Genomic DNA, 21,848 nt, shown 5'->3' with positions numbered 1-21,848 from the left:
GCTCAGGGCAGGGTGATCGTCAGGTGGGCGGTGCGCGCGGGCAGCTGCACCACCTGGTCGTAACCGGCCAGCCGCTGCTCGGTGTCGCCGGCGAGCAGGGCCGACAGGCCGAAGTAGCCCAGCAGGCCCACCGCTGCGAGTACCGCCGCCGGTGCCCACAACGGCATTACCCGGCGCAGTGCGTGGCTGACCCGGTCCGGCGGCGCCCAGTGCGGTGCGAAGCCGGTGCGCTTGCCCTTGAGGTAGACAATCTCGTCGCCGAGCCGGGCGATCAGATAGCCGAGCTTCTCCGGTCCTTCGAGCCGGTACTTGCCCTCGAAGCCGAGCAGCAGGCAATAGTGGTAGACCTCCAGCGAGGGAAGCCGTGGCGCGCCCTGCGCGCGCAGTTCCTCGAGCCGGTCGAAGAAGTGCTCGCCGGCCAGGTGCTCGCCGAACAGCCGCAGTTGCAGCGGATTGCGTTCCCACTCCTCGCGCAGCGCCGACGGTTGGGTCAGCATCGCCTCGTCGACCGCCGCGCAGAACGCGTACTTGGCGGCGTACACGTCCTCGGCCGCGATGCCGAGCTTGCCCGCGCCACGCTCCACCCCGTCGAGGAAACGCTGCACCGCGTCGACGAACGAGGTTTCGGTCTCCGGCAAGCGGCCGCGCTTGAGCAGCATCAGCAGGTAGAAGCCGTCGGCCATCAGGTCGAGCAGGCTGCGCGGGTTGGCTGCGCCGCCGGCGGCCGCGGGCGCGGCCTGCGCGGGCGACAGCGAGGGCATCCGGTTGGGAACGGGCGGGTTCGGGTAGTTCATGGCTTCCATGCTCGGTGCGCGGCTACGCGGTCAGGGCGATCAGCTCGAGCTTGAGCTCGCGTATGCCGGAGGGGACGTAGATCATCAGCGACTGCGACTTCAGCATGCGCTCGTACAACGGCCCGCGCGGTTCGATCGCGAAATACTGCGAGCCGGGACGGACCGGGATGGCGGCGGGCACCTGCGCGGCATGGAGCAGTTTGACGCCGGGCAGCGCCGACAGCACGCACTTGTCGACGTCGTCGGGCGCGCCGACCTTGAACCGGACCGGCACGGTCTGCACCAGTTCGTTGGCGGGCAGGTCCGCGCCCACCGCGAGGTAGAACGCCGAGCGTTCGTCGATGCGCTGGGAATCCAGCCGGGCCAGGTGGAACGACGGCTTGGTTTCTGTGAGTGCGATCGAGAAGTAGCGCTCGGAAATGACCGTGCCGAGCAGGTCGCGGATGATGTCGAACAACTGGCGGAACCCGGCCTCCGGCTGCGCATGCTGGTAGGCCGGCAGATCCGCCAGGGTGTGGTTGCCGGAGAACGTCAGCAGGCCGCCGGCCAGCCGCAGCAGCTCCTGGTGCAGGCGCTCGGGATGCAGGCCGGGATGGCGGAACAGGTGCGACAGCGCGGCAAACGCGGCGTTGACCGTATGCAGCAGCCAGAACGAGGCGATGTCGCCGGAGCGGAACTCGATCACCGACTGCGACGGCTCGCGATGCAGGCCGTGCAGGGCTTCGGTCTTGGCCTGCAGGTTGTCGAGCAGGCGGCGCAGCTCGCCGAGCAGGGGCGGTGCGGCCGCCAGCCCCAGGCTCGGCGCGAGGAAGTTCTCGTCGAGCTCGAAACCGGCGGTGGCGGTGCGACGTACGCGTGCGACCGGCACGGTGACGTACGGGTCGCGCGGTTCGTCGTCGGTCAGCAGGCGCACACGCTTGCGCAGGTAGGCCATCTCGGCCTCGCCCGCGTCGGTAAACAGGTCGGCGGTGGGCTGGTGGGTCTGCCGGTAGCGGGTCGAGACGTGGGTGTCGCCGTCGGCATCGCAGTTGCCGCCGTGGTCCTTGAGCAGCGGCAGCGCGAGGTGCAGCGTGGTGGCCTGGACGCCCGCGGGAAGCCGGGTCAGCGACAGCGCTTCGGGAAGCTCGTCGTCGCCGGGAGCGTCGTAGAGCTCGCCGTCAGGGAACACCACCGACAGCCGCTGCGCGCGCAGGGTGCCGCTGGCGAGCGCCTGCAGGTCGAACTGTGCCTGGCGCACGCCCCACGCATACGGATGCATCGCACTGGCGAACGCCTGCAGCCGTGCCTCGTGGTAGGCGTCCTGGCGCTGGAAGTGTTGCGGGCGCAGGAACAGTCCCTCGCCCCAGAAAACCTTCGACATCCGAGTCATTCCAATCCCTTGCTCGCTGCTGCTCCGTGCCGTGGCCGCTCCGGGCGGCCGCGTGCGGGCGGCAGGGTACTACACCTGGATCATCCCCGTGACGACGTGCAGCGGCTCGACGACAGGCTGTGCGCCGGGCTGGCCAGCGCGGTTTCCAGCGCGGTGCTGGTGGTGGTCATCGCGCAGGCGTGCAGGCCCACGGTGATGCCTTCCTCGCCGGCGTCGCTGGCGTCGAAGGTCAGGCGCCACCGGGCCTGGGCCGGTTGCCGGAACAGCGCGACCACGCCGAGGTGCGATCCGTCGGCCGGCAACGGCTCGACCAGCTCGTGCCGTTGCCCCGGCGCGAGCAGGACCTCGGTCACCCGGATCAGGTCGTCGCCGAGCACGTCCCGCTCGCGCTGGGCATCGAGGAACACCTCGAACGGCGCCTCCTCGAACCGCTCGCTCGCGCGCAACTGGTACACCCGCACCACCAGCGACAACGCGCGCTGGCCGTCGCCGGCGTTGAGGTTCCCGCCGGCGTGCAGGTATACGGGCAGTTCGCGCGCCTGCGCCGGCGCCTCCTTGATGCCCACCGCCTGCAGGGTCCTGCCGAACGCCTGCTTGATGCCGCCCTGGCTGCTGCAGCCGGTCGTCGCGGCAAGGCAGGCCAGCAGCATCGCGGCCACTCGTACGCCGGTCACGCGCGCGGCGCGGGGGCTTGGCATGGGTCGACCGTCCATGGGGGTTTCGCTCCGTCGAAGGGGCCGGCGTTGCCGGCGCGGCACGCCCGGGATTGCAGGGCGGGCATCCGTGGTGAAGAATAGCGCCGCCGGGGGTCGGCTTGACCTCGGCGGAACAAGGCTACTATATCCAGCCTAGGTGTCTTCAAGTGATCGCCCGCGCGGTCACCTGATCATGGAGCTTGGCCGCACCCGCACCGTGCGCGCCCACAAGGAGAGTGTCGGATGAAATCCATTCGTTTGGCTGTCGTCACCCGTCTTTTCGCCGCGACCGCCCTGGTTGCCGGCCTTGGCGCCTGCACCACCCTGCCGGACAAGGGCGAGGGCTTCGCGCAGGCGCTCGGCTTGGCCGAGGCCGACGTCAGCGCCGGCCGGATCGAGTCGGCGCTGGTCGCCTTCGACCAGGCTGCGGCGGCCGATCCCACCCGCAAGGAGCCGTGGCTGCGCATCGCACAGCTGCAGTTCGACGCGGGCAACTACGGTCGCGCGATCGTCGCGGCCGAGGAAGTCCTGCAGCGTGATCCCGATGACCAGGTGGCCGACAGCGTGCTGACCGTGGCCGGGCTGCGCATCGCGTCGCAGTCGCTGCAGCGCCTGCAGGGCAACGGCGCGCTGGCGTCCGACACCGCCCGGACCGAGGCCGAGCGCCTGGCCGCGACCATGCGCGCCACCATGGGCGAGGACATCCTCGATGCCGGCGACACCGCCAAGGCGCCGCGCCGTCGCGCGACGCAGCGTCGCAGCACCACCCCACGCGTCGCGCCCAAGGCCGCGGAGTCGAAGCCGGCCGTGGCGAATCCGTTCGGAGTGCTGGGCGGCTGACGCGCCGCGCCAGCACGCAGTTTTCGTCAGGGAGACGATGAAATGTCCAAGAAGGAAAGCATCCAGAAGCGCCTCGAGAAGGTGCGCCCGCCGCGTGTCCAGCTGACCTACGACGTCGAGAAGGGTGACGCCATCGAGCAGAAGGAAATCCCGTTCGTGGTCGGCGTGCTCGGCGACTTCAGCGGCCAGCCCGACCAGCCGCTGCCGCGTCTGAAGGACCGCAAGTTCGTCAACGTCGACCTCGACAATTTCGACGAAGTGATGGAAGGCATGGCGCCGCGCGCGCAGTTCCGCGCCCCCAACACGCTGGCCGGCGACGGCAGCGAGATCGCGGTCGAGCTGAAGTTCAACTCGATCGACGACTTCCGTCCGGAGTCGGTGGTGCAGCAGGTCGAGCCGCTGCGCAAGCTGCTCGAAGCGCGCTCCAAGCTGGCCGACCTGCGCAACAAGGTCGCCGGCAACGAGAAGCTCGAGGATCTGCTCAACGACGTGCTCGCCAACACCGAGCAACTCAAGCAGCTCGGCCAGTCCGAGCCGGCCGACCAGGAGTAAGTCATGAACGCACAGGCAAGTGCAGCGCAGGCGGTGGGCGAGGTCGCCGAACTCGGCCTGCTCGACCAGATCGTCGAGAAGAGCAAGGTCGCCAAGTCCGAGGCCGAGCACCGGCGCGCCCGCGACATCATCTCCGAGCTCGCCCGCGAGGTCCTGCAGGGCACGGTGGTGATCTCGGAAAACCTCAACCTGACGCTCGACGCACGGGTGGCCGAGCTCGACCGGATGATCTCCGAGCAGCTCACCGCGGTGATGCATGCGCCGCAGTTCCAGCAGCTGGAAAGCACCTGGCGCGGCCTGCACTACCTGTGCGGCCAGACCTCGACCGGCACCCAGCTCAAGATCAAGGTCCTCAACGCGCCCAAGAAGGACGTGGTCAAGGACTTCAAGTCGGCGATCGACTTCGACCAGAGCGCGCTGTTCAAGAAGGTCTACGAGGAAGAGTTCGGCACCTTCGGCGGCTCGCCGTTCGGCGCCCTGCTGGGTGACTACGAGATCGGCCGGCAGCCCGAGGACATGTACTTCATCGAGCAGATGTCGCATGTCGCCGCCGCGGCGCACGCGCCGTTCATCTCGGCTGCCAGCGAGGACATGTTCGGCCTCGAAAGCTTCACCGAGATGGGCAAGCCGCGCGACTTGGCCAAGGTGTTCGACACCGTCGAGTACGCCAAGTGGAAGTCGTTCCGCGATTCCGAGGACAGCCGCTACGTCGGCCTGACCCTGCCGCGCTTCCTCGGCCGGCTGCCGTACAACCCGAAGGACGGCACCACCGTCGAGGGCTTCAACTACGTCGAGGAAGTCGCCGGCGACGACCACTCCAGCTACCTGTGGTGCAACACGGCCTACGCGTTCGGTGCGCGCCTGACCAAGGCGTTCGAGGACTACGGCTGGTGCGCGGCGATCCGCGGCGTCGAGGGCGGTGGCCTGGTCGAGGAGCTGCCGACCCACACCTTCCGCACCGACGACGGCGAAGTCGCGCTGAAGTGCCCGACCGAGGTGGCGATCACCGACCGTCGCGAGAAGGAACTCTCGGACCTGGGCTTCATCCCGCTGGTCCATTGCAAGAACACCGACTACGCCGCCTTCTTCGGCGCGCAGTCGGCGCAGAAGCCGAAGAAGTACAACACCGACGCGGCCAACGCCAATGCGTCGCTGTCGGCCCAGCTGCAGTACATCTTCGCGGTCTCCCGCGTCGCCCATTACCTCAAGGCGATGATGCGCGAGAAGATCGGCAGTTTTGCCTCGGCAGGGAACGTCGAGGATTTCCTCAACCGGTGGATTGCCCAGTATGTGTTGTTGGACGACAACGCGACGCAGGAAGCGAAGGCGCAATTTCCGCTGCGAGAGGCTTCGGTGCAGGTGTCGGAAGTCCCCGGCAAGCCCGGCGTGTACCGCGCCGTGTCGTTCCTGCGCCCGCACTTCCAGCTCGATGAGCTGTCGGTATCGCTGCGCCTGGTGGCCGAGCTCCCGGGAAGCAACAAGTAGCAGCGTTTGGCGGTATGCCGTAGCAACAGGATCCAGATCCTGACCAGTGGTGAGCAGTTCGTAATGGCTGTAAACCGCGCCGGGACGCCAGCGGCATTACCGATGGCGGAATCGGCACCCACTCTCACGGAAGAACGGAACAAAGGAAACCAGATCATGCAACACGCATTCCTCAGCATCGACACCATCAAGGGCGAGTCCAAGGACGCCGAGCACAAGGACTGGATCGAGATCGAGTCGTTCAACCAGGACGTCCTGCAGCCGCGTTCGGCGACGGCGTCCAGCGCCGGTGGCACCACCGCCGCCCGCGTTGAAATGACCCCGATCGAGATCAACAAGCGCATCGACCTCGCGTCGACCGCTCTGTTCCAGGCCTGCGCCAACGGCACCACCTTCCCGAAGGCCCGCATCGAGTTCATGCGCGCCGACAAGGACGGCAAGGCGATCAACTACTACACGATCGAACTGCTGAACGTGCTGGTCCACCGCGTCTCGACCGCGCTCGGCCACGATGGCATGCCGTCGGAGCAGGTCTCGCTGAGCTTCGGCGCCATCAAGTGGTCGTACACCCAGCAGAAGCAGGGTGGCGGCACCGGCGGCAAGACCGTTGCCCAGTGGAGCAACACCAACAACAAGCCGACCTACACGGTCTCTTGATGTGTTGATGCGGTGGCGGCTCCGGTCGCCACCGCACTGCAGCCGGCGCACGGCTGTGCAGTGAACACGGCGGACAGGACATGAAAGGATTCGAGCCCAGCCTGCTGGAGAAGCTGTTCGATGACGAGCCGCGCGCGACCGCGCCGAGCCGCATCTTCAAGTCGATCTCGCTCGACCAGTACAAGGAATCGGTCGCCCGCGACCTCGAGGGCCTGCTCAACAGCCGGGCCGCGTTCGACGAGGCGATGCTGAAGGAATACCCGAACTGCCAGAAGTCGCTGATGACCTACGGGTTGCGCGACTTCTCCACCCGCAGCTTGGCCAACGGCCACGACCGCGCGGAGATCTGCCGGCTGCTGGAGCAGTCGATCGCCCGCCACGAGCCGCGCCTGCACAACGTCCGGGTGACGCTGGAAGGCAACGGCCGCGGCGTCGGCGGCCTGCACTTCTCGATCCATGCACTGCTCGACGTGCAGCCGGCGCGCGAGCCGATCAGCTTCGACGCGATGCTGCAGCCGAGCACGCTGCAGTACTCGGTCAGCCGCCTGCGCCGCGCCGTGGCGGCCTGAGCCGCCCCGCGCACGTGACCGCCTGAGATGGAAGACCTGCTGCCCTACTACGAGCGCGAGCTCGCGTTCCTGCGCCGCTACGGCAAGGAATTCTCCGAACGCTATCCCAAGATCGCCGGGCGCCTGCTGCTGTCCGGTGACGGCAGCCAGGACCCGCACGTCGAGCGGCTGATCGAGTCGTTCGCGCTGCTCAGCGCGCGGGTCAGCAAGAAGATCGAGGACGACTACCCTGAGTTCACCGAATCGCTGCTGGAAGTGCTGTACCCGCACTACCTGCGGCCGTTCCCGTCGTGCTCGATCGCGCGCTTCGACATGGGCCCGGCGCTGGCCCAGCTGACCGCGCCGGTGACGATCGAGCGCGACGCGCTGCTGCATTCGCGCAGCGTGCGCGGCGTGACCTGCCGCTTCCGCAGCGCCTACGACGTCACCCTCGCGCCGGTGAAGGTCCGCGCCGCGCGTTACCGCGGCATCGCCGATGCGCCCTTGGCAACCGCGCTGCCGCAGGGCAGCGGCGGCCAGGTCTCGCTGTCGTTCGAACTGGTCGGTGAAACCGCGAGCGTCGACGCGCTTGGCATCGACACGCTGCGGCTGTTCATCGACGGCGAGCCGTCGTTTGTCGCGGCGATGCGCGACGCGCTGGCGTTCGGCGTGCGCGCCGCCTACGTCGAGCCGGCCGACGGCGGCCGCTGGATCGCGCTGCCGCGCAACCCGCTGCAGCAGGTCGGCTTCGCCGCCGACGAGGCGCTGATCGACTTCCCCGAACGCTCGCAGCCGGCCTACCGCCTGCTGACCGAGCTGTTCGCCTTCCCCGAGAAGTTCGGCTTCTTCGACCTCGACCTGCGGCCGCTGAAGGGCCATCCCGGCGGCAGCTTCACCGTGCACCTGGTGATGGCGTCGCAGCCGCCCGGCCACCCGGCCGCGCGCATCCTCGAAGGCCTGCAGCGCGAGAACGTGCAGCTGGGCTGCACCCCGGTGGTCAACCTGTTCGCCCAGCACGGCGAGCCGATCCGGATCAACCACCGCAGCACCAGCTACCCGGTGGTCGCCGACGCCCGTCGCGCGTTCGCCTACGACGTGTTCTCGATCGATTCGGTCAAGCGCGTGCGGCAGACCCCGCAGGGCGAGAAGGTCACCGAGTTCCGGCCGTTCTACTCGCTGCAACACGGCGAGACCCCGGACGGCACCGGCCACTACTGGCTCGCCCACCGCGACGAGCGGGTGGCGCGCAGCAGCCCGGGGTTCGAGACCGAGCTGTCGTTCGTCGACCTCGACTTCAATCCGGTGCAGCCGCAGACCGACGTGGTCAGCCTCGAACTGACCTGCAGCAACCGCGACCTGCCGGCGCACCTGGCCTACGGTGTGCAGGGTGGCGACCTGACGATGGAAGGCGGCGGCCCGGCGCGTTCGATCGCGCTGCTGCGCAAGCCGACCCAGCCGATGCGCTTCGAGCGCGGCCGCGGCGTGCAGTGGCGGCTGATCTCGCACCTCGCGCTGAACCAGCTGTCGCTGAGCCAGGACGGCCTGCCGGCGCTGAAGGAGATGCTGCGGCTGTACGACATCGCCCGCTCCAGCGTGTCGGGGCGGCAGATCGAGGGCATCGTCTCGATCGAGCACCGCTCGACCACCGCGTGGCTGCCCGGCAGGCACTTCGCCAGCGTCGTGCGCGGGGTCGAGATCCGGCTCGGCATCGACGAGGCGGCGTTCGTCGGCCACGGCATCGCCGCGTTCGCGCGTGTGCTCGACCACTTCTTCGGCCTGTACGTGCACGCCAACAGCTTCACCCAACTGACGCTGGTCTCGGCCGGCAGCGGCGAGGAACTGCTCCGATGCGAACCGCGCAGCGGCGAATCGATCCTGGTGTAGCGCAGCAGTTGCTCGCCCGGCCGCAGCGCTTCGAGTTCTTCCAGGCGCTGCGGATCCTTGAGCGGCTGTTCGCGCGGCAGGGCGTCAGGCCCGACGAGGTGCTGCCGGGCCGGCTGCGCTTCCGCAACTCGATGTCGATGGGTTTCCCCGCCGGCGAGATCGAGTCGGCGCAGGCGTTCTCCAGCGATGGTACCGAGCTGGACCGCGACGCCGCGGTCGAGCACGCCGTGACCATGGAGGACCTCGGCGAGGTCCACCTGACGCCGTCCTTCATAGGCCTGCTCGGCAGCCAGGGCGTGCTGCCGCTGCACTACACCGAGACCCTCGCCGGACGCGAGCTGTACCAGCGCGACCGCGCCGCGCGCGCGTTCCTGGACATGTTCAGCAACCGGGCGGTGGCGCTGCACTACGCCGCGTGGAAGAAGCACAAGCTCGGGTTCCAGTACGAACTCGACAGCAACGAGCGGTTCCTGCCGCTGGTGCTGTCGTTGTCCGGCCTGGGCATGCCGAGCCTGCGTGGGCGGCTGGACGACGCAGACGGCGCGGTGTTCGACCAGGCGGTGGCGCATTACGCCGGCGCGATCCGGCAGCGGCCGGTGTCGGCGGTGATGCTGCAGCGGATCCTGTCGGACTACTTCGCGGTGCCGCTGAAGGTCGAGTCGTTCGTTGGCGCCTGGTACCCGGTGCCTCAATCGCAGCGCACCCGCCTCGGCGTCGGCAATGCCGCGCTGGGCAGCACCGCGCTGGCCGGCGAACGCGTCTGGCAGCGCGACCTGCGCATGCGGCTGTGGTTCGGCCCGCTCAGGCGCGAGCAGTTCGACCAGCTGCTGCCCGGCGGCAGCGCGGCGAAGACACTGGCCCGCTGGCTGACCCTGCTGACCGGCGCCAGCCTCGAATACGAAGTGCGCCTGAGCCTCAGGCCCGCCGACGTGCGCGGCGCCTCGCTCGGTCCCGCCGGCGTGCGGCTCGGGTTCGACAGCTACCTGTGCTCGCGCCCGCCCGACAGCCCGCGTTCGGACACCCGCTACGGCATCCACACCCTGCAATGACCGTCACCGCATGACGGCCAACCCATACACCTTCCGGAGAGCAACACGCATGGAGCGCACCGCATGAGCATCAACCTCAAGACCCTGATCGGCAAGCTCAACGACGCCTGCCGCCAATCGGCCGAACGTGCCGCCAACCTGTGCCTGTCGCGCGGCCACTACGAGGTCGACCTGGAGCACCTGTTCCTCGCTCTGCTCGAGCACCCGAAAGGCGACGTCGCGCTGATCGCGCAGCGCAGCGGCATCGGCCTCGACGGTCTGCGCCGCGACATCGAGAACGAGCTGGCGCGGTTCAAGCAGGGCAATTCGCGAACGCCGGTGTTCAGCCCGCACCTGCCGACGCTGTTCGAGCATGCCTGGCTGATCGCCTCGCTGGACTCGCAGACCACCCGCATCCGCAGCGGGCACCTGCTGCTGGCGCTGCTGACCGAACCCGGGCTGGCGCAGCTGGCCTACCGCGGTTCGGCCCAGTTCGCGAAGATCAAGCGCGACGAGCTCAAGCACAACTTCGCCAAGCTGACGGACGGATCGAGCGAGGCCGGCGACGTGCGCTTCGCCGATGCCGGCGCCGGGGTTGAAGGCGAAGCGGAAGCGGCGCCCGAGCCGGGCCTGTCGAAGACCCCGGCGCTGGACCAGTACACGACCAACCTGACCGCGCGGGCGCGCGACGGCCATGTCGACCCGGTGATCGGTCGCGACGCCGAGATCCGGCAGATGATCGACATCCTGCTGCGGCGCCGGCAGAACAACCCGATCCTCACCGGCGAGGCCGGCGTCGGCAAGACCGCGGTGGTCGAGGGACTGGCCGCGCGGATTGCCGAAGGCGACGTGCCCGACGTGCTCAAGGCAGTCGAACTGCACGTGCTCGACCTCGGCCTGCTGCAGGCCGGCGCGAGCGTGAAAGGCGAGTTCGAGAACCGCCTCAAGGGCGTGATCGACGAGGTCAAGAAGAGCCCGCACCCGATCGTGCTGTTCATCGACGAGGCCCACACGATGATCGGCGCCGGTGGCCAGGCCGGCCAGAACGATGCCGCCAACCTGCTCAAGCCGGCGCTCGCGCGCGGCGAGCTGCGCACCATCGCGGCGACGACCTGGAGCGAGTACAAGAAGTACTTCGAGAAGGACGCCGCGTTGGCCCGCCGCTTCCAGGTGGTCAAGGTGGAGGAGCCGTCGGAAGTGCTTTGCGCGGCGATGCTGCGCGGCATGGTCCCGCTGATGGAGAAGCACTTCGGCATCCGCGTGATGGACGAGGCGATCACCGAGGCGGTGCGCCTGTCGCACCGCTATATCAGCGGCCGCCAGCTGCCGGACAAGGCGGTCAGCGTGCTCGACACCGCGTGCGCCAAGGTCGCCCTCGGCCAGAGCGCGACGCCGGCGATCATCGAGGACACCTGCAAGCACCTCGACCGCCTCGCCGCCGAGATCGCCGCGCTGCGCCGCGAGACCGCCGGCGGCGCCCGTCACGACGAGCGCCTGGCCGAACTGCTGGCGCAGCAGTCGCAGGCGGAGACGGTACTGGCCGACAGCGAGAAGCGACTGAAGGCCGAGAGCGAGATCGCCCGCAGGATCCAGGCGCTGCGCGCGGAACTGGAAGAAGGCGGCGACGCGACCCCCGCCGACGCGTCGAGCGGCCCCGACTCCGAGGACGCCGCCAGCGACGGCGACGCCGCGGTGGCCACCAAGCCGAAGGCATCGAAGTCGAAGAAGGCCGCCAAGGCGCTCAGCCCCGGGCTCGCCGAGCTCGACCTGCTGCGGGCCGAACTGCGTGCGTTGCAGGGCGAGGCGCCGATGGTGCCGCTGCAGGTCGACGGCGGCATCGTCGCCGAGATCGTCAGCGCCTGGACCGGCGTGCCGCTGGGCCGGATGGTCAAGGACGAAATCCGCACCGTGCGCAACCTCGCGCCGCTGCTGGCCGAGCGCGTGATCGGCCAGGACCACGCACTGGAGGCGGTGGCCCAGCGCGTGCGAACCGCCTCGGCCAAGCTCGAGGATCCCAACAAGCCGCGCGGCGTCTTCATGTTTGTCGGCCCGTCCGGCGTCGGCAAGACGGAGACCGCGCTGGCGCTGGCCGACATCCTCTACGGCGGCGAGCGCAAGCTGGTCACCATCAACATGAGCGAGTACCAGGAGGCGCACAGCGTGTCCGGCCTCAAGGGCTCGCCGCCGGGCTACGTCGGCTACGGCGAGGGCGGCGTGCTGACCGAGGCGGTGCGGCGCAACCCGTACTCGGTGGTGCTGCTGGACGAGGTCGAGAAGGCCCACCCGGACGTGCTGGAGATGTTCTTCCAGGTCTTCGACAAGGGTCAGATGGACGACGCCGAAGGCCGCGAAATCGACTTCCGCAACACGCTCATCATCCTGACCAGCAACATCGGCAGCTCGCAGATCATGCAGGCCTGCCTCAACAAGCCGGCCGGGGAGATCCCCGCCGCCGACGCGCTGGCCGAGGCGCTGCGCCCGGTGCTGATGAAGTCGTTCAAGCCGGCCTTCCTGGGCCGCATGAAGGTGGTGCCGTACTACCCGATCAGCGACGACGTGCTGGCGCTGATCATCGCGCTCAAGCTCGGCCGCATCCGCGACCGGGTCGAGGCCAACCACAAGGCCGTGTTCGAGTGGGACGACAGCCTGGTCGAGGCGGTGCTGCAGCGCTGCACCGAGGTCGATTCGGGCGCCCGCAACGTCGACCACATCCTCAACGGCACCCTGCTGCCGGAAATCGCCGAGTCGGTGCTGGCGAAGATGGCCGAGGGCGAGCGGGTCGCGAAGATCAAGGTCGGCGCGGGCAAGAAGGGCGACTTCAAGTACAAGGTCAGCTAGCCGGGTATCATTCGCCCAGACTGAATCCGCATGGAAGCGGGGTGGCCCGGTGGCCACCCGGCGAATCGCAAGGAGCGAACAGCCATGGATGTCCTTGCAACGATCTTCGCGGCCCTCGGCGCCGGGCCGAAGCAGCACGACCGGCTGCTGCGCCTGCATACGCCGCTGGGCCCGGAAGTGCTGGTGGCCGAGAGCCTCGATGGCGTCGAGGCGCTGGCGCCCGCCCTCGACGGCACGGCCGGCTACCGGCTGGAGCTGACCGCGCTGTCGGTCGACGCCCACATCGACCTGGCCGAGCTGCTCGGCCAGCCGGTGCTGCTGGAACTGCAGACCGCCGCCAGCTTCAGTGAGCTGCGCCCGTTCCACGGCCATGTCACCGCGTTCGAGCGCATCGGCAGCAACGGCGGCCTGGCGCGCTACCGGCTGGTGGTCGAGCCGTGGCTGGCGCTGCTGCGCCGTCGGGTCGACAGCTACGTGTTCCAGGACATGACGGTGGTCGAGATCGTCGAGTCGGTGTTTGCCGACTACGCCCCGAAGGAAGTCCCCTCGGGGGGCGCCGCGGCCGGACGCATGGTCCCGGCCTGGCGCTGGGAGCTGGCCGACCGTGCGGTCTACCGCACGCGCAGCCTGGTCACCCAGTACGAGGAGAGCGACCTCGCCTTCATCGAGCGCCTGCTGGCCGACGAGGGCCTGTTCTACTGGGTCGAGCACGCGGGCGCGCCGGGCGACGACAGCCTCGGTGTCCACACGGTGGTGATCGCCGACCACAACGACGCCTTCGCCGACCTCGGCGACGTGCGCTTCCACCGCAGCGACGTGACCGAGCGCGACGACGGCATCCAGCACTGGTCGGCCGTGCACCGCTGGCAGACCGGGCGGCTCAAGCGCGCCAGTTGGGACTACCGGCGGCTGGACAGCCGTGATACCGAGCTCGACGGCGACGCGCACGGCGCGGTGGTCGCCGAGGACAGCGACATCGCCGGCCCCTACGCGTGGCCGGACCGCGCCACCGGCGAGCGCCACCTGGAGCGCCAGCTGGAAGCGCTGCAGGTCACCCGCGGGACCATCGAAGGCCGCGGCAGCTGGCGCCGATTGAGTGCCGGTGGCAGCTTCGCGTTGAACCAGCACCCGGGCGTCGATGCCGATGGCGCGTCGGGCAACCGCTTCGCCTGCCTGCAGCTGCGCCACCGCGCCCGCAACAACCTCGGTGCCGAGGTGCTGGCGCAGGTCGAGCAGCAACTGGGTCGCGCAGGCCTGCCATCGCTGGCGCTGCCGGGCGCGCTCGGCCACGAGGCCACGGCCACCGTCGCCACCGACGCTGCGGAGGTCGACTTCTACCAGAACAGCTTCACCGCGCTGCCCGCGACCACGCCGTTCCGCGCCCGCACCACCGACGGCCACGGCCTGCGCCTGCACCCCAGGCCGACCGTGCACGGCAGCCAGACCGCGGTCGTGGTCAGCGACGGCGAGCCACTGCAGACCGACCGCGACCACCGCATCAAGGTGCAGTTCCCGTGGCAGCGCGGCGGCAACGCCGGCAACCGCCAGCCGCACCCGGCCGGCGACGACAACGCCCCGGCCGATGCCGGCAGCTGGACGTGGGTGCGGGTGGCGACGGCATGGGCCGGCGACAACTGGGGCAGCGTGCTGCTGCCGCGCAAGGGCCAGGAAGTGCTGGTCGCCTTTCTTGAAGGCGACATCGACCGGCCGGTGGTGATCGGCAGCCTCCACAACGGCCGCGGCCAGAGCGACGCGCCGCACAACCAGGTCGGCGCCGGCGCCGCCGGTGCCACCGGCAACGCCCCGGCGTGGTTCGACGGCAACGAGCACCGCGCGGTGTTCACCGGCCTCAAGAGCCAGGCGCTGTCGGCCAGCCAGTCCGGCAGCGGCGGCTACCAGCAGCTGCGGCTGGACGACACCCCCGGCCAGGGCCGCGCCCAGGCCAGCACCACCCAGCGCGACACCAGCCTGACCCTCGGCCACCTCAAGGGCGGCCGCGACAACGTGCGCGATGGCGAGCGCGGCTTCGGCGCCGAACTGTCAACCGCCGCCGGCGGCGCCGTGCGCGCCGGCGCCGGCCTGCTGCTGAGCACCGAGCGTGGCCGCCGCCAGCTCGACGCCAGCGGCGCCCGCGCGCAACTGGCGCAGGGCGGGCAACTGGTCGCCAGCCTCGACGACGTGGCCAATGCGCAAGGCGCCGACCTGCCGGGCGCCGCCACCCCGCTGCCGGCGGGCGAGGCGCTCAAGACCGTCGGTGAACACCTCGACGCCACCACCACCGGCAGCGCCCCCGGCAACGGCGTCGGCGGCGGCGAGGGCGAAGTGCCCGCGTGGACCGCCCCGCTGCTGGCCGCCAGCAGCCCCGACGGCATCGCCAGCCTGACCCCGGCCGACCAGGTCTGGGTATCGGGCGAACAGACCACCCTGACCGCCGGCCAGGACCTGCAGTGGCTGACCCAGGGCGCCAGCGTCACCGGCGCCAGCGGCGGCATCGCCCTGTACGCCCACGGCAGCCAGCCCCCGGCCGGCAAGCCCAACACCGAGACCGGCATCGCCCTGCATGCCGCGCAGGGCACGGTCAGCGCCCGCGCGGTGAGCAACCTTGCGGTGGTCGCGGCCAGGACCAGCGTCACCGTCGCCAGCACCACCGCCGACGTGCAGATCGCCGCGCCGAACAAGCACCTGCTGGCCACCGCCGCGGGCGCCTATATCAGGCTGGAAGGCGGCAACATCGAAGTCGTCGCGCCGGGGACGATCGAGTTCAAGGCGGCGAATAAGGAGTGGACGACACAGCAAAACGCGACGCTGGAAGCGCCGCAATTGGCGAAGGGCGAGTTGAAGGCCTGCGAGTTCAAGGACGAGCAGGCTGCGCACTCAGGCGCCGGGCTGGTCTAGCGATGCACCCTTCCGAGCCGATATCGGCTGGCGAACAACTATTCGCCCTGGTCAGAAAGCATGAACACGGTTTCGTGCTGCTCGACCCGATGGATACTCTAGCGTTGGCGGGTCTGATCGAATCCCGACCGGCTCACGCGCGCAAGCAACTGCAACATGCGCACTTTGCCCAGCGTCCCGAGCAAGCGCCATTGCTGGTTCGCCTCGACGGGCCCCACGACCCGCTACTGGATGCCTCGCTGGAATTGGCGCGCATGCAAGCCAGAGAGCCGGAGGGCCTGCGGCAGGTCGCCGGTTGGCTGTTCGGGACGTCCGCGCTCGATGTGCTTGCTGATCGACTCATTCCCCGGTTCGATGTAAACCACCTTGGCACTCGTCGCCTGCTGCGGCTTCACGATCCTCGGGTGCAGGCTTGCCTTGGGCACATACTCGATTCGTCCCAACGTGCGTGGTTGGGTGCGGGCACCCGACATTGGGTTTCGCTGCGGGACGACGGAGTGCTGCAGGAACCGTTTGAAGTGGACGATGCCCCGGAGTCCACACCTGATCGCCTGCGCGTCGATGCCGTCGGTTGGCTGCGGCTGCAGCGTATCGAAGCGATCAATCGCAGCATCGCGATCCTGCGGAGACAAGGACTTGTCTACGACGAATCGTGGGTCGCCACGATCGAAAGCCTGTTGGTACGCGCCGAGCAGGCCGGCCACCGTGAGCTGGTCGACCGGATTGCCTATGCGGTTCATGGCGTCATCGTGCATCCCGAGTTCGACCGCCACCCTCGAGTACGTGATGCATTGGCTGCGGCGCACCGTGACGGGCACGGCTTCGGCCAGGCAATGGCCGCGCTCACCGCCGTGGATCTGCAAACCATCGCGACCGAACTTGACCCCGCCCTTGCCCGGAAAGGACTTCCCGCATGAGCAATCCGATTCTCGCCGCCATCCAGCAGTCCGTTCCGGCATCGTCCGGCGACTGCCCGTTCTGTGACAAGCAGGGCCTGAAGATTTTTCCGCTGCGGCAGTCGGCTCTGTGCAGCGACGACCGCGATGCGATCACACAGATACCCGAGGCCACTCTAGGCGCCAGCGTGAGCTTGGAGCAGGCGCGCTACGGTGCCCGCATGCTGCGCGAGGGGTACCTGTACGGTCTGGTCGAACGTCTCGGATTGCGCTACTGGACCGCCTACTTCGTCACGGCTGATGCTTACCTGTACGCATTTCCCGCAGACACTCCGCCACCGCGCAGCGTTGCGTTCTCCTGCTCTCGCGATGCAACCAATCCGAGCACGTCAATGATTGCCATTGACCGGCCGCAGGAGGTCAAGAAGAGCTGGTGGCTGTTTACGCCCGACCCGCTTTCGCCGGCCAGGCTGGACGACTACAAGAACAATGCCGAAGCCTATGTCGGCGAAGGCAAGATGCAGGCGTTCAGTCCTGCGCAGTGGGCGGCACAGCAGACCACACAGGACCACTGCCTGACGGGCAATTCGGTGCCCGAATGGGCGGCCGAGTTTCGCGCGTTGAACATCACTGCTGACGCTTCCGCGGGGGGCGCGCCAATCGGTATCCGGGCCACCAATCCATTGAGCGAGGTGTTGCAGACGCAAGCCTATCCGGCCCTGTGCGATCCGTTGATGCCCAACCGCCGCGCCCTGCACGACGCCCACCCGCGACTGCAACGCATCGCCGACGCCTTGGTGGCCGAGAGCGGCGCCTGTCTTGTTTTGCGTGATGGGCTGGGTGTCACTCAGGAACTCAACGCCTGGCGCAACGCGGCGATGGAAGGGCTGGAACCCTGGATGCAGGCCCGAGACAGTCGCAAGGTCAGCAATGCCTGGAAATACCAGGTCGCCACCCGCCTGCATGACGTGCGCGCGGCAATCGAGCAGAACGCCGTGCAGATGGGCGAGTCCGCCGCCGAACGTCGCCATCGCGAGCAGGCCGAGCACGCCTTGCGCGGCTTCGATCACCCGCGCATGCAGGCGCTTCTGGGCGGCAGCGACAATGCCGCACGAATGAAAGGCAGCATCACCGACGCCCATATGCGCGATCCATGGGGTCAACTGGATCGCGACAAGCAGCGTGCACGCCAACGGGCACAAGCCAGAATGGCTGGCTATGCCGAGCTGCTGGACGGCACCGACGATGACGTCATCCGCGAGTTCGACCGTCGTGCAGCGCCGTTGCAAGTGCTGATGCAACAGCGCGTCGCCGACCATCTGGCCTGGTTGCAGGCCCCCGAGTTGTTGGGTGCCTTGCACGCATACGACCCCAACGACCTGCATCACGGCTGGGCGTTTGCCATGCAGACTGCGTTGGCTACCGCCGGCATGGAAGCCAGCGAAGACGGCCAGGCGCTGCTGGACCGGTGGAGCCGCGACAAGGCCGTGCGGGAAGGCAACCTGCTGTGGCGCACCTATGCACTCAACCAGCGCCGACTGACCGCTGACACCCAACAGGTGTTGGCCGAGCCCAATGCGGGCGCCTGGCAGACCTTCGCCGCCATGAGCGGTGCCGCCGGGCATCTGTTGAACAGCTTCAAGCATGCCGACGATGCATTGAAGGAGTGCGAATCCGGCGGCAAGGTGCGCTGGTTCCAGCGCACCCGGCTGGGCGCATTGATGGGCTGGTACGCGCAACTGGGTCGGACAGTGTTCAACGCCGCGCTGCCGGCCGCTGCCGACCGACAGATGGCCAACGCGATGGTGCGGGTGCTGCAGGCCCGTCTGGGCAGCTTCGCCTTGCAACTGCGAATGGAAGAGATGCACGCGGCCGGCAAGCCGTTGCAACTGGCCTACGCGCGCGGGCAGATCAACCGTCGCATCCGCGAGGCGGTGGAGGCCGAGCTGGGCGCGGGCAAGCAGGGGCAGTTCTACAGCTTCCGCTTCGCCGGGCTGCTGTCGATGGTCGAGGCGGTCAACCTGTTGGTCAAGGCGCGCGAACTGCCCGACAGCGAGGCCAAGGACAAGGCAGAGTTCGCCGCGGCCGGCATTGCCTTGGTGGGTGGCAGCATGGAGATGCTGGGCCAAGGCGGCGAGTGGGCCAGCAAACACTTCTCCGCAGCATCCAACACCGCGCGTATCGCCAAGACCTGGGGTGGAATGCTGCGGCTGTATGGCGGGTTTCTGGGCGGCATGGTTGGCCTTGCAGGCACCGTGTTTGATGTCAGCAGTGCTGGCGACTCGATGGCACGGGAACGCTGGGTTCTCACGGTTGCCTATGGTGCGCGCGCAATTATTGTTTCTTCGGCAACTGCGATGGGCGCCACTGTTGCTTTCGCAGGTAGTGCGCCATTCCTGAAGCGGATGATGGAGCGCACCAGTATCGAGTTCCTCAAAAGGGTTCTGGCGATTGCGGCCCGTGCCTCCGCAAAGTTGGCGTTGCGACAGGCGCTGCTGTTCGGCCTGCGTATCTGGGGTGCGCGTCTGGGTTGGGCCGGTCTGGCCGCGACCGGGGTGATATTTCTGCTCAGCCCCGACACCTATGAGGAGTGGTGCGAGAAGTCGGTGTTCCGCAAGGACAAGAGTAAGCGTGGCTTTGCCAATGAGGCCGAAGAGCTGGCAACGCTGGAGATGGCGTTCAAGGGAGTCGCAGGCTGATGTATCTGTTTGAACTGGCATTGTGGCAAGAGCGCAGCAAGGACCCCGAGGTTCGGGCGAAGGAAGATGCCGAGCTGGATGCGCACTATGGCAAAGGCTACTTCGATCCGTCCGGCCCAGTGGACGAGAACGCGAAAGAGTGGGGGGCGGATGAGCCAGCTAGCGAGCACCCCACCGATGGTAATGCGTTCTATGAAGTCAATGACACCTTTATCGAAGCGCGGGCTGCGTGGCAGGAAGAGAAGCGGGGGCTGATTACTTTCCTAACGCTGGGGTTTGGATATGTGTTGGGATATCTACTGTTCTGGAAGATTGGTTTGTGGCCGGTCGTTCACATGGCGGTCTATCGCACGACTCCGTGGGGAACCGAACCCAGCGTTGGTGCTTGGTTCACAACGCTGCTTTTTACCGCCGTAGGTGTCGCTTTTGCCTATCTCGTCTGGCGCTATGCGCTTAAGTTCATTCGCACCGAAATCATTACCCAACGACACCTGTTGATCCGTTTCAACCGCAAGACCCGACAGGTTTATCTGCATCGCCCGGACTACGCGGGCGGCATCGTCACCCTGCCGTGGGAGGCGACGATTGCGGCTATCAATCCCGACCTGCCCGACAGTCAAGGCATGGGCGACACGCTCGCACTGGGCTGGCCGACCGAGCGCACCGGCACCGGCTTCGACGAGATGGCATTCGTCGGCCCGCCGCTGGACGGCAACCGCGAGATGGAAGGCTTGTGGGAGTACATCCGTCGGTACATGGAGGAAGGCCCGCAGGCCGTGCCTCCGCCCAAGTCATTGCGCGCGCGCTTTCCCTGGCCGTGGGATTCCGTCGCAGCCAGCTTGCGCTTCATGCGCCCCATGTGGCGCCGCGGCGGTGGTCTTTGGGCGGTGCTGACGCTGGTACTGCTGTCGCCGCTGATCCTGCTGCACAGCCTGTGTCACTGGGTTTCGATGCTGCTGTGCTGGCGCCCGCGCTGGCCGCGCGAAATCCGCGAGGCGGGGCAATCCGGCAAGCCTGTCCCCAAGCTCACCGTGGCCGAGGACTACGGTCCCGAAATCGGCGGCTACCTGCGCGCCAACGCCGAGCGTGACTCGGACAAGATGCGGGCCCGCATTGCGCGGAAGAGCCGGGGTCGAGCAATGCCAGTATCTGCGGCGTAGCACGTTTTGATAAAGCGCGAGGAGCGTTGGATGAATAAGGGAATAGCCATTATAAGAGGCGCCCAGCTCGTTGTAATTCCTCTAATAATGTTTGTGGCATACAAAGTGTTCGCTATCGCGCACGCGGGGAGCGATTGGCTCTTTGCAGGCTTTGGGGTGGTGCTCGTCACTAGCGCGATGTTTATGAACTATTGGGCTAACGGGCTCATATCTGGCCTGAATTTCTGTTTGCTACACAGAATAGATGACTATGATGATGAGGAGGTCATGCGCCGCATGGAAAATATCGTCGCCAGCCCGAATGCCTCAAAATCGGACAAGAAAAACGCAAGAGACGTCATCTGTGCAATCGGCGATAAGCATAATCAGAGGCAGCATCCAGACGTCTCGTGATGAGTGTCACTCGGCGCTGGGGTCGTGACCATGTATCCGCTCAATTTCCTGGCGGCATGTGCCCGTTGGGTCGCCATGCGCACGTCCAGGATCCCCCACTGGCCCGCCGAGGTGGAAGCCGTCAGTGTGATCGAGCCGAACGGCCCGTATATCAAGGACGCGCGGTCCAATCCGGCGGACCTGCGCTAGTCTGGCTCCGAATGTGATTGAATCCGGTGACCCGCACGTGGTCGACGAGCGCATCAATCTGTCCGAACTGGGCCGTTAAACAAAAGTCGACAAACGGTGGGTTAATGATTATCAAGTTTATGGCCGTGGTAACCGCTCTGCTGGCGGCCGGCTGCGTGTCGACACGGCCCGGGACGGTGGCGGGATGTGGCCTGTTTTCGGTCACTTCTTCGGACAGCGTGTTTTCGCCGCCTGCGGTCGGTGAGGCCAGTGGTTCGTCGTTGTTCGATGCGCGCATGAAGTACGGTCGGATCACCGAAGATTCCTCGGGTTGTCTGATCGAAGCGGTGGCTCCGACGCCGCGTGTTGCCGAGACGCAGATCCGATGGCTCCGGGCCCGCGCACGCGCGGTGTGCGGGGGTCGTACCGAGGCGCACCTGCTGGAGCCGGTGGCAGCTGTCGAATCGGGATACGGCTTTGCGATGCGTGTTTCCTCCGGAGCGAAATGCGACGCCCAACTGGCAGCAGGGGACGAGGCCGTCGGCGGTTCGGTGGACCCGTCGTCGCGGAATATGAACCCACCGCGATATCCGCCCGCCGCGGTGCGGCAGGGGCTTCACGGGACGGTGCTGCTGGTGGTCCAGGTCGAGCCCGACGGTAGCGTCGGTGCGATACGTGTCGGTAGGTCGAGCGGACACCGCTTGCTGGACGAAGCCGCCGAAGACGGCGCGCAGCGCTGGCGTTTCAATCCCGGCCGGTCACAGGAAGGCCAGCCGGTGACGGCCATGGTTGCCATACCGGTTCAATTCCAGCGCAACTGGTAGCTCGCACGTCGGGACGATCACTGCGCCATCGCGCGAAACATCTTCGGCGCCGAAGTACTGACGAACTGACAAAGGGCGCCGCCGACCACGGGCTTGGCGCGTCTCCCGACTGCAGCGGTTGTG

The 21,848-nt window shown here is 67.7% G+C and carries 17 protein-coding genes; 14 read left to right on the top strand and 3 right to left on the bottom strand.

Annotation, left to right across the window (positions count from 1 at the left end):
- Window positions 1-2: 2 nt before the first annotated feature.
- The 3 genes from icmH to tssJ form a co-directional block, all read right to left on the bottom strand.
- Complete coding sequence (icmH, locus tag U8331_RS00310) at window positions 3-794, bottom strand: type IVB secretion system protein IcmH/DotU (RefSeq protein ID WP_481131652.1); 792 nt, start codon at window positions 792-794, stop codon at window positions 3-5.
- Between the two features lie 22 nt (window positions 795-816).
- Window positions 817-2,154 (bottom strand): type VI secretion system baseplate subunit TssK, encoded by a 1,338-nt coding sequence (gene tssK, locus U8331_RS00305; RefSeq protein WP_481131651.1) that lies wholly within the window; start codon window positions 2,152-2,154, stop codon window positions 817-819.
- An 89-nt stretch (window positions 2,155-2,243) separates the two neighbouring features.
- Window positions 2,244-2,861: a type VI secretion system lipoprotein TssJ gene (gene tssJ, locus U8331_RS00300; RefSeq protein ID WP_481131650.1), complete on the bottom strand. Its 618-nt coding sequence runs from the start codon at window positions 2,859-2,861 to the stop codon at window positions 2,244-2,246.
- Window positions 2,862-3,101: 240 nt separating this feature from the next.
- Here tssJ and U8331_RS00295 point away from each other — a divergent pair, with 240 nt between their 5' ends.
- From U8331_RS00295 to U8331_RS00230, 14 genes are all read left to right on the top strand, one after another.
- Window positions 3,102-3,698 carry a tetratricopeptide repeat protein gene (locus U8331_RS00295; protein ID WP_481131649.1) on the top strand — a complete coding sequence of 199 codons (597 nt, stop codon included), beginning with the start codon at window positions 3,102-3,104 and terminating at the stop codon, window positions 3,696-3,698.
- Between the two features lie 42 nt (window positions 3,699-3,740).
- A complete protein-coding gene (gene tssB / locus U8331_RS00290; protein ID WP_481131648.1) occupies window positions 3,741-4,250 on the top strand; it encodes a type VI secretion system contractile sheath small subunit in 510 nt (169 codons plus the stop codon).
- Between the two features lie 3 nt (window positions 4,251-4,253).
- Window positions 4,254-5,735, top strand: coding sequence for a type VI secretion system contractile sheath large subunit (gene tssC, locus U8331_RS00285; protein WP_481131647.1), 1,482 nt, complete (start codon window positions 4,254-4,256; stop codon window positions 5,733-5,735).
- Window positions 5,736-5,891: 156 nt separating this feature from the next.
- Window positions 5,892-6,392, top strand: a complete 501-nt coding sequence (locus tag U8331_RS00280) for an Hcp family type VI secretion system effector (protein ID WP_481131646.1) — start codon at window positions 5,892-5,894, stop codon at window positions 6,390-6,392.
- Window positions 6,393-6,472: 80 nt separating this feature from the next.
- Complete coding sequence (tssE, locus tag U8331_RS00275) at window positions 6,473-6,961, top strand: type VI secretion system baseplate subunit TssE (protein WP_481131645.1); 489 nt, start codon at window positions 6,473-6,475, stop codon at window positions 6,959-6,961.
- A 27-nt stretch (window positions 6,962-6,988) separates the two neighbouring features.
- The gene (gene tssF, locus U8331_RS00270; RefSeq protein ID WP_481131644.1) at window positions 6,989-8,824 is read left to right on the top strand and encodes a type VI secretion system baseplate subunit TssF; all 1,836 of its coding nucleotides are present in this window, start codon (window positions 6,989-6,991) and stop codon (window positions 8,822-8,824) included.
- On the top strand, window positions 8,788-9,873 hold the full coding sequence (gene tssG, locus U8331_RS00265; RefSeq protein WP_481131643.1) for a type VI secretion system baseplate subunit TssG: 1,086 nt from the start codon (window positions 8,788-8,790) through the stop codon (window positions 9,871-9,873). Before tssF ends, tssG begins: the two co-directional genes overlap by 37 nt.
- A gap of 63 nt (window positions 9,874-9,936) precedes the next feature.
- Window positions 9,937-12,690: a type VI secretion system ATPase TssH gene (gene tssH / locus U8331_RS00260; protein WP_481131642.1), complete on the top strand. Its 2,754-nt coding sequence runs from the start codon at window positions 9,937-9,939 to the stop codon at window positions 12,688-12,690.
- Window positions 12,691-12,774: 84 nt separating this feature from the next.
- Entirely contained in the window at window positions 12,775-15,585 is a 2,811-nt protein-coding gene (locus U8331_RS00255; RefSeq protein WP_481131641.1) for a type VI secretion system Vgr family protein, read from the top strand.
- 2 nt (window positions 15,586-15,587) lie between these two features.
- Complete coding sequence (locus tag U8331_RS00250) at window positions 15,588-16,502, top strand: DUF4123 domain-containing protein (RefSeq protein ID WP_481131640.1); 915 nt, start codon at window positions 15,588-15,590, stop codon at window positions 16,500-16,502.
- Complete coding sequence (locus U8331_RS00245) at window positions 16,499-19,180, top strand: T6SS effector BTH_I2691 family protein (RefSeq protein ID WP_481131639.1); 2,682 nt, start codon at window positions 16,499-16,501, stop codon at window positions 19,178-19,180. Before U8331_RS00250 ends, U8331_RS00245 begins: the two co-directional genes overlap by 4 nt.
- A complete protein-coding gene (locus U8331_RS00240) occupies window positions 19,180-20,340 on the top strand; it encodes a DUF6708 domain-containing protein (RefSeq protein WP_481131638.1) in 1,161 nt (386 codons plus the stop codon). Before U8331_RS00245 ends, U8331_RS00240 begins: the two co-directional genes overlap by 1 nt.
- A gap of 30 nt (window positions 20,341-20,370) precedes the next feature.
- On the top strand, window positions 20,371-20,733 hold the full coding sequence (locus U8331_RS00235; protein ID WP_481131637.1) for a hypothetical protein: 363 nt from the start codon (window positions 20,371-20,373) through the stop codon (window positions 20,731-20,733).
- A 293-nt stretch (window positions 20,734-21,026) separates the two neighbouring features.
- On the top strand, window positions 21,027-21,725 hold the full coding sequence (locus U8331_RS00230; protein WP_481131636.1) for an energy transducer TonB: 699 nt from the start codon (window positions 21,027-21,029) through the stop codon (window positions 21,723-21,725).
- The last annotated feature ends 123 nt before the right edge of the window (window positions 21,726-21,848 follow it).

This window comes from Lysobacter sp. CC-YZS074 (genome assembly GCF_056739745.1).
Note: the sequence above shows the minus strand (reverse complement) of the source record. Positions and strands in the feature narration are given on the sequence as shown.

Coding starts and splice junctions, on each gene's coding strand:
- U8331_RS00240 (WP_481131638.1), top strand. CDS start 19,180: ATGTATCTGTTTGAACTGGCATTGTGGCAAGAGCGCAGCAAGGACCCC.
- tssE (WP_481131645.1), top strand. CDS start 6,473: ATGAAAGGATTCGAGCCCAGCCTGCTGGAGAAGCTGTTCGATGACGAG.
- tssC (WP_481131647.1), top strand. CDS start 4,254: ATGAACGCACAGGCAAGTGCAGCGCAGGCGGTGGGCGAGGTCGCCGAA.
- tssH (WP_481131642.1), top strand. CDS start 9,937: ATGAGCATCAACCTCAAGACCCTGATCGGCAAGCTCAACGACGCCTGC.
- U8331_RS00295 (WP_481131649.1), top strand. CDS start 3,102: ATGAAATCCATTCGTTTGGCTGTCGTCACCCGTCTTTTCGCCGCGACC.
- tssG (WP_481131643.1), top strand. CDS start 8,788: ATGCGAACCGCGCAGCGGCGAATCGATCCTGGTGTAGCGCAGCAGTTG.
- tssF (WP_481131644.1), top strand. CDS start 6,989: ATGGAAGACCTGCTGCCCTACTACGAGCGCGAGCTCGCGTTCCTGCGC.
- U8331_RS00230 (WP_481131636.1), top strand. CDS start 21,027: ATGATTATCAAGTTTATGGCCGTGGTAACCGCTCTGCTGGCGGCCGGC.
- U8331_RS00280 (WP_481131646.1), top strand. CDS start 5,892: ATGCAACACGCATTCCTCAGCATCGACACCATCAAGGGCGAGTCCAAG.
- tssB (WP_481131648.1), top strand. CDS start 3,741: ATGTCCAAGAAGGAAAGCATCCAGAAGCGCCTCGAGAAGGTGCGCCCG.
- tssK (WP_481131651.1), bottom strand. CDS start 2,154: ATGTCGAAGGTTTTCTGGGGCGAGGGACTGTTCCTGCGCCCGCAACAC.
- U8331_RS00255 (WP_481131641.1), top strand. CDS start 12,775: ATGGATGTCCTTGCAACGATCTTCGCGGCCCTCGGCGCCGGGCCGAAG.
- icmH (WP_481131652.1), bottom strand. CDS start 794: ATGAACTACCCGAACCCGCCCGTTCCCAACCGGATGCCCTCGCTGTCG.
- U8331_RS00235 (WP_481131637.1), top strand. CDS start 20,371: ATGAATAAGGGAATAGCCATTATAAGAGGCGCCCAGCTCGTTGTAATT.
- U8331_RS00250 (WP_481131640.1), top strand. CDS start 15,588: ATGCACCCTTCCGAGCCGATATCGGCTGGCGAACAACTATTCGCCCTG.
- tssJ (WP_481131650.1), bottom strand. CDS start 2,861: ATGCCAAGCCCCCGCGCCGCGCGCGTGACCGGCGTACGAGTGGCCGCG.
- U8331_RS00245 (WP_481131639.1), top strand. CDS start 16,499: ATGAGCAATCCGATTCTCGCCGCCATCCAGCAGTCCGTTCCGGCATCG.